This window comes from Serratia sp. PL17, from assembly GCF_017832355.1.
Taxonomy (GTDB): domain Bacteria; phylum Pseudomonadota; class Gammaproteobacteria; order Enterobacterales; family Enterobacteriaceae; genus Serratia.
Genome location: NZ_JAFIBY010000006.1, coordinates 1 through 14,729 on the forward strand (window position 1 = coordinate 1; position 14,729 = coordinate 14,729).

The following is a 14,729-nucleotide window of genomic DNA, read 5'->3' on the forward strand; positions in this document are numbered from 1 at the left end:
CATACTGAATTTGCCCAAACTCCTGAGCAAAACGGTCCACCATTTGCCAATCGGTATACTCAACTTCTTTACTGGTATCTGTTTCGCCGCCTGTCATACGCATAATAAGTTGGATCATGACGCGATCGAACCAGCGATAACGCGGATAGCGTAGTGCACCGGCAAACACGACACACTGTTTTGGCTGCCAGGGTGAGGACAACAGAAACTTGCGGGTATAAGCATTGGTCTGAGGCGAACGCTTGTCCGCCTTGCGCGCTGTCAGGTTGACACTAAAGAATGCACTTGGCATCTGGTTCAGCTGCTCGGCATGTTGCTTAACAAACTTAGCCAACGTCGGATGGAAATGGCCATAGCGTATTGAGGCACCAATCAACACCTGCTGATACTGGTTAAGGTCAACATCATCCGCTTGTTGCAAGTCAATCACGTCGCAGCGCAAGGTGTCCTGCAATTTGTTTGCTATATAAGAAGCGATAGAGCGTGTTTGCCCATCGCGGCTGGAATAAAGAATCAGTGCCTTCACGGCGTTACTCCTTCTATCAGGATCATTCGCGCCAGAACGTCGGCGTAAACAGAACCAGTAGTGTAAAGACTTCAAGGCGCCCGAACAGCATTGTCAGAACCAGGATCCACTTCGCCGGCGCAGGCATAGTCGTAAAGTTATCCGCCACCACCCCCAACCCCGGCCCCAGATTGTTCAACGTCGCGGTTACTGCAGCAAAAGCAGAGAAATCATCAACGCCGGTAGCAATGATGGCCAGCATGCTGACGATAAAGACCAACGCATAAGCCGAGAAGAAACCCCATACCGCTTCAAGGATACGTTCCGGCAACGCCCGGTTACCCAACTTGATGGTGTAAACAGCATTGGGATGCACCAACCTTTTGAGCTCACGTGAACCTTGTAGATACAGTAACAAAATACGGATCACTTTCAGCCCGCCACCTGTTGAACCGGCACAGCCACCAATAAATGCAGAGCACAGCAACAACATCGGCAGGAATAACGGCCATTTGGCAATGCTGTCCGTGGTGAAACCCGCCGTTGTCGCCATCGACACGACCTGGAAGAACGCCTGGTTGACCGTTTCCATACCGGTTTTGTATACACCATGCCCCCATAGCACCGCGGTACACACCACCACCAGCGTCAGTTGCACAGCAATAAACATACGGAACTCAGGATCGCGCCAATAGACTTTCAGGCTGCGACCACTCAGTAAGGCAAAGTGCAAACCGTAGTTACAACCAGAGATAAGCAGGAAAATAGCAATAATGGTGTTAATGGTAGGACTGGCGTAATAACCGATACTGGCATCATGGGTAGAAAACCCCCCAATGGCGATAGTAGAGAAGCTGTGGCCGATGGCGTCGAATACCGACATGCCCGCCCCCCACAACGCCAATGCGCAGGCGATAGTCAGTAACACGTAGATCAGCCACAGAGTTTTAGCTGTTTCTGCAATACGCGGACGCATCTTGTTGTCTTTCAGCGGGCCGGGCATTTCTGCACGGTATAACTGCATGCCGCCGACGCCAAGGATTGGCAGTATCGCGACTGCCAACACGATGATCCCCATCCCACCCATCCACTGCAGCATCTGGCGGTAGAACAAAATGGCTTTTGGCAGTGAGTCCAGCCCCACCAGCGTGGTGGCACCTGTCGTTGTTAAGCCGGAGAAGGATTCAAAGAAAGCATCGGTCAACGACAGGTTAGGCCGTTCCGAGAATAAAAATGGTAATGCCCCCACGCTGCCCAGCACGGTCCAGAATAGCACCACGATCAAAAAGCCTTCGCGTGGCTTCAACTCATGCTTTTGTTTGCGATTGGGCCACCACAGCATCAACCCAATGGTCACCGCCACAAAGAAGGTCTGGCTGAATGCCCGCCCTGCCCCATCGCGGTAAATCAATGCCACCAGACCAGGAATAAACATCGTCCCGGAAAACAGGATGACCAACAGACCAACGATACGGGTTATAGCGCGAAAATGCATTTCAGCACGATCCTTAGCAATTCAGTTGGGGGAATTATTGCGAAATGGGGGTTAATTGCAAATTACCGCGACTGAGATCACGTAATTTATTCCCAAACGCTTCAACCACGGTTACCGGTAAGGTCAAATGCAGCAGGACGGAAGCACCATACTCCCCCTGCACAATCCGCCCTTCTAATTGCTGCAACAAATTCTCTACCAATGCCAACTGCGCATAGTCGCATTGCAAAGTATATTCGGCCTGCGGGATCTTGTAACTGACGGCTAACTGCTTTAATGCTTGCTGCACACCACTGCCGTAGGCGCGTACCAATCCCCCCGTACCTAACTTAATACCGCCATAGTAACGTACTACCACTGCGGTGATTTCCCCTATACCACTGCCCATCAACTGCGCAAGAATCGGTTTACCCGCAGTACCGGAAGGTTCCCCGTCGTCGGAAAACCCTAACTGTTGTGAGTCAGTCGGAGGCCCGGCGACAAATGCCCAACAATGATGACGGGCTGTCGGATGTTCATCACGAACCTGCTGGATAAACGCCTTGGCCTCATCAACCCCGCCAGTCGGTGCCAGCAGGGTGATAAAACGACTCTTCTTTATTTCTTCGCTGACGCTAACGGGGCCTGCAGGGATCGGATAAGGCTGCATCAGGCCAGGTTCAGATCACGTGTCATGTTCTCGATACGCTTTTCGTGGATCACGATATTGTCTTCAATACGGATACCACCATAAGGTTTCAGAGCATCGATGCGATCCCAGGCAAAGTGCTGGCTGAATTCGCCGCTACGCCATGGCGCTAACAGTGACTCAATAAAATACATGCCCGGTTCAATGGTCAATACCATGCCCGGTTGCAATACACGGGTGCAACGCAGGTACGGATATTTGGATGGTGCAGCCAAGTGAGTGCCCTGTTCATCCTGCATGAAACCCGCAGAGTCATGTACCTGCAGACCCAGTGGATGGCCCAAACCATGTGGCAAGAACGGCGTAGTCAGCCCCTGCTCTACCATGGCCTCTTCACTTATGCCACTCACCAGCTTGTGACTCTTGAGTAATTTGGCGATGCGTTGATGCATCTGAACATGGTAATCGGTGTAGCGTACGCCCGCTTTGATGGTATCCATCAACGCCAGTTGTTCGTGGTTGAGATCTTTTACCAGCTGAGCGAAGTCACTGCCGCTCTGGCCTGCGTAAGTTCGCGTCAGATCAGCGGCGTAGCCGTTATATTCCGCACCGGCGTCAATCAGGAAACTCAGCACGTCGGCCGGAGGCTGGTGATCCAGCGTGGTGTAATGCAGCACCGACGCATGTTCATTCAACGCGACAATGTTGTCATAAGGTACATCGGTGTCACGATGCCCAGTTGCCGTGAGGTAAGCCAGGTTGATATCAAACTCGCTCATACCCGAAAGGAAAGCTTCATGGGCAGCGCGGTGCCCCATCACTGCGGTTTTCTGCGCCTCACGCATGCAGGCCAGTTCATAACCGGTTTTGATTGAACGATGGAAGTCGAGGTAGTTCAACACGGCTTTCGGGTTGATGTTTTCCGCAGAGATGCCGAGATCGCGAGCACGCTGTTGTGCATAGCCAATATAACCCACACGTTCACGCTGGGCAGGCAGTTGCTGCCCGATGTCATCGGCATTGGCCAGCGGCATCAACTCAACGGATTTGGTCCAGAAACTCTCAGGCAATGGCTCAACACTGTGCCAATAATCGACCGGCGAATAGAACCACAGCTTCGGTTTGTTAACGCCGTCTACCCACAGCCAGCAGTTTGGAACTGAGGTAACCGGCACCCAGGCTTTAAAATGCGCATTCACTTTGAACGGGTAACTGCGGTCATCCTGGAAAATCCGTTGCAGTTCTCCAGAGTGGATCAGCAGCGCGTCCAGTTTATTGCGCGTTAACACTTCACGTGCCCGTTTTTGCAGCTCTGCCAGGTGGTCGTTATACAAAGAAGCCAATGTTTCCATCACAATACCCTTTTACATACCATTAGAACGGAATGCCTCATCTTAGCACACCGTTCCAACGCACCAACCTCATCACTTCGGGCATGCGGGGCGGTTCGCAAATCGTTGTAAACGTCGTTACATCCGTAGCTTAACAATTAGCCAGGCGATCAGACCAAGCAACGCGATCGCCATAGTCCACAGGCCGTGATGTTCGAGAAAAACCGCGCCGGCAGCAGCAATACCCGCCAGACACTGCTGTAGAAAACCACACAACGCCATGGCATAGGCACCCTGTTCTTTGGCATCGCTGACGGCCATCGCCATGCTATTAGGAAACAGCACCGCCTGGCCAAAAATCGTCATGCAATATAGCGCGATGAAGATCGTCATACCGGAAAGCCCAATCAGCACATCGCTCCACCACAGCAGCATAATCGCGGCAGTCGTTACGGCGACGATGCGCGTCCCCACCTGCATCAGCCGTTTACCGCCAAAGCGTGCTACCGTCCGGTTTACTGCCATTGCTCCGGTAAAGTAAGCCACGCCGACCACCAACCCCAACGCGCCAAAAGCGGTAACGTTCAGACCAAACCCCTGCTGCATGATGAACGGGCTCACCTCCTGCAACGTTACCGTGGTAGCAAACCCCAATCCGCCGACAATGGCTGGCCACAAGAACCCTGGGCGACGCAGAATGTGCCAATAGGTTGCCACCATAACCGGACGCTGGCCCCCAGAACGACCCACCTCCAGCGGTAACGTCACCATCAGCAACAGGATCGCCAGCCCGGTCAGCCCCATCAAGATAAAGCCCATTTGCCAGTGTGAATACTCGCTTAGCAACCCGCCAATAAACTGCCCGCCACCCAACGCGGCGATAAAGGCTATCAACAGTACCGAGAGGCGCCTTGCCAACTCATCACCACTCCAGTTATCACGAACGATAATGCGCGCAATGATCGCAGCACCACCGGCGGCAACCCCCTGCAGCGCCCGCAGCACCAATAACTGAGTGCCGTTACTGCAAAACGCCAGCAGTACGCTGCAACTGATAAATATCCCCAAAGACAATGTCAGCGGTAAACGTCGGCCAAAGCGATCGGCCGCAGCGCCCCAGAACAATACCGGCAGGGCAGCACCAAGCACGAATATGGATATCGAAAGCTCGGTGGCGCGGCGCGTCATCGCCAGTTCCTGCATCACCGTCGGTAATGAAGGCAAATACACCGTCGTCGCCATTTGCGCCATAAACACCAGCAGACAGGCCAGCGTCAAGGTTCTGGCAGGAATACTCCAGAAACCACTGTGTTTTACACATACCGCTTTACTCATTTCTCACCTCTGCTTGGATAACACCCTGCACCGGCAAGTCTATGAGGGCTTTTACACTCCGACAAATCACCATAATGCATAAAATATAATTTATTTTTAAATCATCAACCTACCTCAGAGTCATGTGATCCGCCCTGCAAATATGCAATCTCTCATTTGCATATTGTTAACATAAAAACCACACTCCTCATCATCTGGTCATACCAGATCAAACGCTGATTCAGGAGATAGACATGCTCTACCAAGGCGAAACATTACAACTGCACTGGCTCGACAACGGCATCGCCGAGTTGGTGTTCAATGCCCCAGGTTCTGTAAACAAGCTTGATACTCGCACCGTTGCCAGCCTGGGCGAAGCGCTCGCGGTGCTGGAAAAGCAGACTGAGCTGAAAGGCCTGCTGCTGCGTTCCACAAAAGCCGCATTTATTGTCGGCGCCGATATCACCGAATTCCTTTCGCTGTTTGCTGCCCCGGCTGAAAAGCTGCAGGAATGGTTGGTCTTTGCCAATAGCATCTTTAACCGGTTGGAAGATTTGCCGGTACCGACCCTTTCGGCCATTAACGGCTATGCGCTCGGCGGCGGCTGCGAATGCATTCTGGCTACGGACTTCCGCATCGCTTCACCGGATGCACGCATCGGCCTGCCAGAAACCAAACTGGGTATTATGCCGGGCTTCGGCGGCTCTGTTCGTCTGCCGCGCCTGTTGGGTAACGACAGCGCACTGGAAATCATCGCCGCGGGTAAAGATGTCAGTGCCAAAGACGCACTGAAGGTCGGCCTGGTGGATGCGGTGGTCGCACCGGAAAAGTTGGTCGACGCTGCCCTTAAAATGTTGCAGCAGGCGATTGACGGCAAACTGGACTGGCGCGCCTATCGTCAGCCTAAGCTTGAGCCGCTGAAACTCAGCCCAATCGAAGCTGCCATGAGCTTTACTACCGCCAAAGGCATGGTGATGCAAACTGCCGGTAAACATTATCCGGCCCCGATGACTGCGGTCAAAACCATTGAGGCTGCGGCCAAGCTGGGCCGCGATGAAGCGCTGAAACTGGAGACCGCCAGCTTTGTGCCATTGGCGCGTTCCAAAGAGGCTCGTGCGCTCGTCGGTATTTTCCTTAATGATCAGTTTGTAAAAAGTCAGGCGAAGAAGCTCGCGAAGAACGTTGAAGCACCGAAGCAAGCTGCAGTGTTGGGTGCCGGTATCATGGGTGGCGGTATCGCCTACCAGTCCGCGCTGAAAGGCGTACCGGTGATCATGAAAGACATCAGCGACAAATCCCTGACGCTCGGCATGAATGAAGCCGCCAAGCTGCTTAACAAGCAGTTGGAACGTGGCAAGCTGGACGGCATGAAGATGGCTCAGGTGCTGTCGACCATTCAACCGACGCTGGATTATGCGGGTATAGAACGTGCGCAGGTGATCGTCGAAGCCGTTGTCGAGAATCCGAAGGTTAAGGCTGCGGTACTGTCCGAAGTGGAAGGCCTGATCGGCGAAGATGCCGTCCTGGCGTCTAATACGTCGACCATTCCAATTAACCACTTAGCAAAATCCTTGAAGCGCCCGCAAAACTTCTGCGGTATGCACTTCTTTAACCCGGTACATCGCATGCCACTGGTAGAAATCATCCGTGGCGAGCAGACCAGTGACAGCACCATCGCTGCCGTAGTGGCTTACGCCAGCCGCATGGGCAAAACGCCAATTGTGGTTAACGACTGCCCAGGGTTCTTCGTCAACCGCGTGTTATTCCCGTATTTTGCCGGTTTCAGCATGCTGCTGCGCGACGGTGCGGACTTCCGTCAAATCGACAAAGTGATGGAAAAACAGTTTGGGTGGCCGATGGGCCCAGCTTATCTGCTCGACGTCGTCGGTATCGATACGGCACACCACGCTCAAGCGGTCATGGCCACAGGCTTCCCAGAGCGCATGAGTAAAGATTACCGCGACGCCATTGATGTAATGTTCGATAACCAGCGTTTCGGTCAGAAAAACCAGTTGGGCTTCTATCGCTACAGCCAGGACAACAAAGGCAAGCCGCGTAAAGACAACGATGAGCAAACTGATGCGTTGCTGGCGACCGTCAGCCAACCGCGCCAGACCATCAGCGACGAAGAAATTATCGCTCGGATGATGATCCCAATGATCAATGAAGTCGTGCGCTGCCTGGAAGAAAACATCATCGCCAGCCCGGCCGAGGCCGACATGGCATTGGTCTACGGTATCGGTTTCCCTCCATTCCACGGCGGGGCGTTCCGTTATCTGGATACGCTGGGCACCAGCAATTATGTAGAACTGGCGCAACGTTATGCACATCTTGGCGCCCTGTATCAGGTGCCTGCCGGCCTGCGCGCCAAAGCTGAACGCAATGAAAGCTACTACCCGGTGGCAGCGCCGCTGTCTGATGTCTCCACTGGCCAACCGGCATGAGGTCATAAAGATGGAAAACGTAGTTATTGTTGATGCCGTACGCACGCCGATGGGCCGCTCTAAGGGCGGCGCCTTCCGCCAGGTACGTGCCGAAGATCTTTCCGCCCACCTGATGCGCGCGGTACTGAGCCGTAATCCGTCACTGGATGCGGCCGAAATTGACGACATTTATTGGGGTTGTGTACAGCAGACCCTGGAGCAAGGTTTTAACATCGCCCGTAACGCCTCATTGCTGGCCGAGATCCCGCATACTGTACCTGCGGTTACCGTTAACCGGCTGTGTGGTTCTTCCATGCAAGCGCTGCACGATGCAGCACGCGCCATTATGGTGGGCGACGCACATGTCAGTTTGATTGGCGGCGTAGAGCATATGGGCCACGTACCCATGAACCACGGTGTGGATTTCCACCCAGGTTTGAGCCGCAGCGTGGCAAAAGCTGCCGGGATGATGGGCCTGACCGCCGAGATGCTGGCCAAGATACACAATATCAGCCGCCAGATGCAGGATGAGTTCGCCGCACGCTCGCACCAACGCGCGCATGCCGCCACCTTAGCCGGCTATTTCAAGAATGAAATCATCCCAACTACCGGGCATGATGCCGACGGTGTACTGACCCGTTATGACTTCGACGAAGTGATTCGTCCAGAAACGACCGTCGCCAGCCTTGCTGCATTGCGCCCGGCTTTCGATCCCGTCAACGGTACAGTGACTGCCGGTACCTCTTCGGCGTTGTCCGACGGTGCGTCCGCCATGCTGTTGATGAGCGAATCACGTGCCAAAGCGCTCGGTCTGAAAGCCCGTGCCCGTATACGTTCGATGGCCGTCGTCGGCTGCGACCCATCCATCATGGGTTATGGGCCAGTGCCTGCCAGCAAACTGGCGCTGAAACGCGCTGGACTGACCGTGCAGGACATTGATTTGTTCGAACTGAATGAAGCCTTTGCCGCCCAGTCGCTGCCTTGCATCAAGGATCTGGGGTTATTGGACAGCATCGACGACAAGATTAACCTGAACGGCGGTGCCATTGCTTTGGGCCACCCGTTGGGCTGCTCAGGCTCACGCATCTCGACCACCCTGCTGAACAACATGGAACGCCGTGACGTGCAATTTGGTCTGGCGACCATGTGTATTGGTTTGGGCCAGGGGATCGCTACCGTCTTTGAACGCGTTTAGCTGTGTCTACTTGGGATGACTGCGTCACTTTTTAAACCGCAGCATCCCACCACGTTTAGTTGCCGTACTTCCCGCCTGTCAGGGGCGGGTTTTTTTATGCCTGTTATTCACCGGGCCCCAAATAAAAACGGGGCGGCCACCGGCCACCCCGCTTTCCGCCTATCCCGCAGATCAGATAAACGAGAAAGCATCCCCGAACATGTGCGCTTCCAACGCACCACGTTCGGCACAGAAACGCTCGCGAGCGATTTTTGCCATTTCGAAACGCCCGGCAATATAAATATCGTGCTCCGCCAGAGTACCGAAATCCTGCAATACCGCGCTGAGCACTGTGCCACTACGGCCACGCCAGTCTTCTTCCGGTTGCTCAACTACCGGGATCACTTTCAGATTCGGGTGTTGCACCGACAGTGCTTCCAGCTCACTCAAATCATACAGGTGCTTGAGCTCACGTCCGCCCCAATAGATAGAGATATCGCGGTTCGGCTGTTGCTCCAACGCGGCCAACAAAATCGAGCGAGCATAGGAGAAGCCTGTACCACCAGCAATCAACACCAGCGGACGGCTGCCTTCCTGACGCAACCACGCGTCACCGTGTGGCATATCAACGGTAATCGCCTGTTCTTTCAGAATGCGATCCATCACCGCCATGGCGTACAGATTCAGTTCCGAAGCGCCGATGTGCAGCTCAATATAGTCCTGCTCTGTCGGGGTCGATGCCAGTGAGAACGGACGCTTGTCACGCTCATCCATCACCACCATCAAATACTGCCCTGCCTTGAAAGAAAACGGCGCCTCTGGCACCAAACGTACCCGATAAACCGTATCGGTAATGGCCTCTACGGAGGTCACTTTACAGCTCAATATTGTCATGCGTTCCCTCTGTCGGGTCATCAATGCAAAACTGAGAACAAAGCCTGTCGCTATAGCGTCGGTTCTCTGTCACTGAAAATTGCAAGCTCATCCCAGATGTCATCGATACGCGCACGCACCTTTTCATCCATCTGAATCGGACGGCCCCATTCGCGCTGGGTTTCACCCGGCCATTTATTCGTGGCATCCAGCCCCATCTTCGATCCCAAACCGGAAACCGGCGAGGCGAAGTCCAAATAGTCGATCGGCGTATTTTCCACCATAACGGTATCCCTTGCCGGATCCATTCTGGTGGTAATTGCCCAGATCACATCATTCCAGTCGCGTGCATTGACGTCATCGTCACAGACGATAACGAACTTGGTGTACATAAACTGCCGCAGGAATGACCAGACCCCCATCATTACGCGTTTGGCATGACCGGCATACTGTTTCTTGATAGTCACCACCGCCAGGCGGTAAGAACAGCCTTCAGGCGGCAGATAGAAATCGACAATTTCCGGGAATTGCTTTTGCAATATAGGCACAAATACTTCGTTCAACGCCACGCCTAACACCGCTGGCTCATCCGGTGGACGTCCCGTGTAGGTCGAGTGATAAATAGCGTCGCGGCGTTGAGTGATGTGGGTGACGGTGAAGACTGGGAAGTGATCTATCTCGTTGTAGTAACCGGTATGATCGCCATAGGGACCTTCCGGTGCCATTTCACCCGGCTCAATATAACCTTCCAACACGATTTCCGCACTGGCAGGTACTTCCAGGTCGCAAGAGATACACTTGACCACTTCGGTCTTATTGCCGCGCAGCAACCCGGCAAAGGCATATTCAGACAGGGTATCCGGCACTGGCGTCACTGCACCGAGAATAGTGGCGGGGTCCGCACCTAACGCAACGGCAACCGGGAAACGCTCCCCGGGATGTGCCTGGCACCATTCAAGATAATCCAGCGCGCCGCCGCGATGCGACAACCAGCGCATGATGACTTTATTCTTGCTCAGTACCTGTTGGCGATAGATACCCAGGTTTTGCCGTTCTTTCTGCGGCCCGCGGGTAACGGTCAATCCCCATGTGATGAGCGGCGCAGCATCTTCCGGCCAGCAGTGCATCACCGGGATACGGCTGAGATCGACATCATCGCCCTGCCATACCTGTTCCTGGCAAGGTGCTGAACCCAATACCTTGGTCGGCATGTTCAACACTTGCTTGAACTTCGGCAGCTTATCAAACAGATCGCGAAAGCCCTTTGGTGGCTCTGGCTCTTTCAGGAACGCCAGCAATTTGCCGACTTCGCGCAACGAGCTGACATCCTCCTGCCCCATACCCATCGCAACGCGATTGGCGGTGCCGAACAGATTGCACAACACCGGCATGTCGTACCCCTTGGGGTTTTCGAATAGCAGCGCCGGGCCGCCCGCACGTAAAGTACGATCGGCAATTTCTGTCATTTCCAGATAGGGATCAATCGGCTGGCTGATGCGTTTTAGTTCCCCTCTCTTTTCCAGCAACGAGAGGAAATCGCGTAAGTCACGGTATTTCATGCTGATCATTATAACGGCCAGTGAGGAGGGCATTATAAGCCCTCTTCACGGTTGTTGCTGCACTTTTGTTAAACACCGGTAAAGACATCGCCGGTTCTCAGTGACACGTGAACGGCACCAACGGTTGTAACGCCTGCGTATCATGATGCTCCTGGGTCTCCACGCCGTGGCGGAACACCTTGAAACCTTGATTTCTGGCACTGAAGTAACGTAAATCATTCCCCTCAATGTGCAGCAGACTGCCTTCACGCAACGCCACGACAGACTCACTTGGATTGACCGCGCAAAACTCCGCCAGGCGCTCATCACGCGTTTCGCCCATGTGGCCCCTGATATGGGCATCAATGTAGTGCGGGTTGATCTGCACCGGGAACAGGTTCAATGCCGGCAGCACGACGCTGTTGCGCACCGGCATGTCATTGGTGGTACGAATGCTCGGCGTAGCAACGTTGCAACCGGCACTCCAGCCCACATAGGGTATGCTACGTTCACGCACAGCCCGTTGGATAGGGATGATCAAACCCTTCTCGTGCAACATCTGGTTTAACATCCAGGTATTGCCGCCGCTGACCAAAATGCACTCCGCCTGTTCAACCGCGGCAGCGGGAGACTCGGCATGGTGAATGCTGGTCACTTTGATACCCAACGTTTGCGACAGCTCCTGTGCACGCTGATCGTAATCACTGCGGATCATGGCATAAGGGATAAATACGGCAGACGTGATACCGCGACGTGCGATCATCGCCAAAAGGTGGTTCTTGGCATAGCCCAGCAGCTCATCCTCACCGGACAGCTTGCCGTTACTCAACAGAAACAACTCCATTTCTCCCCCTCAATCAAAAACGATGAATAGCGTCACATCTGGCAATCTCAGGCCAAGGCATACTGCGACGGTAACAAATTTTTAGCCCTCTGTTATACCCGAGCCGTGCGAATAAGTGTGTGACTCTTCGCTAATTGCTAATGATTCATGTAGATAGCGGCAGTTACATGCTGAAACTTGCACCACTATGTATCCGTAATGGCTTTTGATATGCTTACCGGCTGGCAGAAAGGCATGTGAAATTATGGAATCTTGGTACTTACTGTATTGTAAACGCGGCCAACTTTTACGGGCGCAGGAACATCTGGAGCGGCAGGAAGTGAAGTGCCTGAGCCCAATCATTACGTTGGAAAAGATCGTACGCGGCAAACGCATTGCGGTCAGCGAACCCCTGTTCCCCAACTACCTGTTTGTGGAATTCAATCCGGAATGCATCCATACCACGACCATCAGCGCAACACGTGGTGTCAGCCACTTCGTGCGCTTTGGCTCAATGCCGGCCACCATCCCGAAGAAGGTCATCGAAGAGCTGCAGACGCATACCTGCGAAACCTACTTTGATCCGGAAACACCGCAACCGGGCGATAGCGTGTTGATCGTCGACGGCATGTTTGAAGGGCTCAAAGCCATTTACACTGAGCCTGACGGCGAGGCACGTTCAATGTTGCTACTGAACCTGATAAACAAACAGGTTACCCAGAGTATCGATAACCGGCAGTTTCAAAAGTTGTAATGCAAAAAGGCGCCCAGGGCGCCTTTGTTTTTTGCTTACTGCTGTCTTAGCGTTGCATCGCGTCGTCATGCATCCACTGAGCGACTCGCTTGGCAAAGTAGGTCAGCACACCGTCAGCCCCAGCGCGTTTAAAGCACATCAGCGATTCCATCACCGCTGGCTGTTCCTGCAACCAACCATTCTGAATCGCTGCCATGTGCATCGCATATTCACCAGACACCTGATAGGCAAAAGTCGGCACACCAAAGGTATCCTTCACTCGGCGCACAACGTCCAGATAAGGCATACCCGGCTTAACCATGACCATATCCGCGCCTTCCTGCAGGTCTTGCGCAATTTCCTGTAACGCTTCGTCGCTGTTGGCAGGGTCCATCTGGTAGGTTTTCTTGTTGCCGCCTTTCAGATTGCCGCTTGAGCCCAGTGCATCGCGGAATGGGCCATAGTAGCAAGAGGCATATTTTGCAGAGTAAGCCATGATCTGAGTATTAATCAGGCCCTGATGCTCCAACCGATCGCGAATCGCACCAATACGGCCATCCATCATGTCGCTTGGCGCCACGATTTCTGCCCCGGCTTCCGCATGAGACAATGCCTGACGGACCAGAATTTCTTTGGTGATATCGTTGATGACATAACCCTGCTCATCAATGATGCCGTCCTGACCGTGAGTGGTGTAAGGATCAAGCGCTACGTCGGTCAAAATACCCAATTCAGGCACCGCGTCTTTCAACGCGCGTACCGTACGCTGCACCAAACCGTCTGGATTATAGGCTTCTTCCGCATGCAGTGACTTCAGGCCTGGCTCAATAACCGGGAACAGGGAGATCACTGGCACACCCAGCTTGGCGATGGTTTCCGCTTCCTTAATCAGCAGATCGATGCTCATGCGTGATACACCGGGCATGGATGATACGGCTTCCTGACGGTTATTGCCTTCCATGACAAATACCGGGTAGATCAGATCGTTAACCGTCAGTTGATTCTCCGCCACCAGGCGACGGCTGAAATCATGACGGCGCACGCGGCGCATACGACGACCTGGGAAGGTACCCGGAAATGCATAGCTCATAGTTTTCTCCTAACTCATTCCAGCCGGAACAGCCGGCGGGCGTTCTCATCAGTTTTCTGCCCCAGCCATTCGGGGTCTTCGTGTCGCCAGGTGGCCACCTGCCGGACGATATGAGGCAAAAAACAGGGTTCGTTGCGGCGAGATGCAGGTTTCGGATGTAAATCCCGGGGCAACAGATAGGGGGCGTCGGTTTCCAGCAACAGACGCTCAGCCGGGATCTGCGGTAGCAGTGCACGCAATTCCAAGCCACGCCGTTCATCACAGACCCAACCGGTAATACCGATCGACAAGCCTAGCGACAAACAGCCTTCTAATTCTTCAGCAGTACCCGTAAAACAGTGCACCACTGCCGCGGGCAGTTTATCTAACCAGGGTGCCAACAGCGCGGCAAAACGTGCGTGCGCATCGCGGCAATGAAGAAATACCGGCATCGCCAGCTCTGCGGCCAACGCAAGTTGAGCGCTGAATGCCTTTTCTTGTTGCTCTGGCGTGGAAAAGTTACGGTTAAAATCCAAACCACATTCACCCACTGCCGCGACGTGCGGCCGAGAGGCCAATTCATGTATGTGTTCAGCAGCCCGCTCGTCCCAACTGCTGGCATGATGTGGATGCACGCCCGCGGTGGACCAACAATAGCCGGTATGTAACAGGGCCAGCTCACTGGCGGCCTGACTCTCCGGCAGATCCGTACCGGTAATCAGCATCCCTTTCACGCCGGCGACGCGTGCGCGCTCCAGCACGGCTGAGCGGTCTTTGGCAAACTGTGAACTGGTGAGATTGACGCCGATATCAAACATGGTTT

The 14,729-nt window shown here is 53.9% G+C and carries 13 protein-coding genes; 3 read left to right on the forward strand and 10 right to left on the reverse strand.

Going from position 1 to position 14,729, the window contains the following annotated elements; translation table 11 throughout:
- From hemG to JOE25_RS18425, 5 genes are all read right to left on the reverse strand, one after another.
- Positions 1-526, reverse strand: a 526-nt coding sequence (gene hemG / locus JOE25_RS18405) for a menaquinone-dependent protoporphyrinogen IX dehydrogenase (RefSeq protein ID WP_209637657.1), incomplete at its 3' end; no start/stop codon positions are given.
- 22 nt (positions 527-548) lie between these two features.
- Positions 549-2,000 (reverse strand): Trk system potassium transporter TrkH, encoded by a 1,452-nt coding sequence (gene trkH, locus JOE25_RS18410; protein WP_012004734.1) that lies wholly within the window; start codon positions 1,998-2,000, stop codon positions 549-551.
- A 34-nt stretch (positions 2,001-2,034) separates the two neighbouring features.
- Entirely contained in the window at positions 2,035-2,649 is a 615-nt protein-coding gene (locus tag JOE25_RS18415) for an IMPACT family protein (RefSeq protein ID WP_209637660.1), read from the reverse strand.
- Entirely contained in the window at positions 2,649-3,980 is a 1,332-nt protein-coding gene (pepQ, locus tag JOE25_RS18420) for a Xaa-Pro dipeptidase (RefSeq protein WP_209637662.1), read from the reverse strand. Before pepQ ends, JOE25_RS18415 begins: the two co-directional genes overlap by 1 nt.
- A 117-nt stretch (positions 3,981-4,097) precedes the next feature.
- Positions 4,098-5,294 (reverse strand): MFS transporter, encoded by a 1,197-nt coding sequence (locus JOE25_RS18425; protein ID WP_209637664.1) that lies wholly within the window; start codon positions 5,292-5,294, stop codon positions 4,098-4,100.
- Positions 5,295-5,527: 233 nt separating this feature from the next.
- Between JOE25_RS18425 and fadB the strand changes: the two genes are divergently transcribed.
- Together fadB and fadA are read left to right on the forward strand one after the other, a co-directional pair.
- Entirely contained in the window at positions 5,528-7,717 is a 2,190-nt protein-coding gene (gene fadB, locus JOE25_RS18430) for a fatty acid oxidation complex subunit alpha FadB (protein WP_209637666.1), read from the forward strand.
- Between the two features lie 10 nt (positions 7,718-7,727).
- A complete protein-coding gene (fadA, locus tag JOE25_RS18435) occupies positions 7,728-8,891 on the forward strand; it encodes an acetyl-CoA C-acyltransferase FadA (protein ID WP_209637668.1) in 1,164 nt (387 codons plus the stop codon).
- A gap of 171 nt (positions 8,892-9,062) precedes the next feature.
- Here the strand turns inward: fadA and fre are convergent, their stop codons facing one another.
- The 3 genes from fre to pepE all read right to left on the reverse strand — a co-directional run bounded on the left by fre (position 9,063) and on the right by pepE (position 12,125).
- Positions 9,063-9,764 carry an NAD(P)H-flavin reductase gene (gene fre, locus JOE25_RS18440; RefSeq protein ID WP_209637670.1) on the reverse strand — a complete coding sequence of 234 codons (702 nt, stop codon included), beginning with the start codon at positions 9,762-9,764 and terminating at the stop codon, positions 9,063-9,065.
- Positions 9,765-9,814: 50 nt separating this feature from the next.
- Positions 9,815-11,335: a 4-hydroxy-3-polyprenylbenzoate decarboxylase gene (gene ubiD, locus JOE25_RS18445; RefSeq protein ID WP_209637672.1), complete on the reverse strand. Its 1,521-nt coding sequence runs from the start codon at positions 11,333-11,335 to the stop codon at positions 9,815-9,817.
- 64 nt (positions 11,336-11,399) lie between these two features.
- Complete coding sequence (pepE, locus tag JOE25_RS18450) at positions 11,400-12,125, reverse strand: dipeptidase PepE (RefSeq protein ID WP_209637674.1); 726 nt, start codon at positions 12,123-12,125, stop codon at positions 11,400-11,402.
- A 244-nt stretch (positions 12,126-12,369) separates the two neighbouring features.
- Between pepE and rfaH the strand changes: the two genes are divergently transcribed.
- Positions 12,370-12,858 carry a transcription/translation regulatory transformer protein RfaH gene (gene rfaH / locus JOE25_RS18455; RefSeq protein ID WP_209637676.1) on the forward strand — a complete coding sequence of 163 codons (489 nt, stop codon included), beginning with the start codon at positions 12,370-12,372 and terminating at the stop codon, positions 12,856-12,858.
- Positions 12,859-12,904: 46 nt separating this feature from the next.
- Here the strand turns inward: rfaH and hemB are convergent, their stop codons facing one another.
- On the reverse strand, positions 12,905-13,927 hold the full coding sequence (gene hemB / locus JOE25_RS18460) for a porphobilinogen synthase (protein WP_209637678.1): 1,023 nt from the start codon (positions 13,925-13,927) through the stop codon (positions 12,905-12,907).
- 14 nt (positions 13,928-13,941) lie between these two features.
- Positions 13,942-14,724: a 3'-5' ssDNA/RNA exonuclease TatD gene (gene tatD / locus JOE25_RS18465; RefSeq protein ID WP_209637680.1), complete on the reverse strand. Its 783-nt coding sequence runs from the start codon at positions 14,722-14,724 to the stop codon at positions 13,942-13,944.
- Between the last annotated feature and the right edge of the window lie 5 nt (positions 14,725-14,729).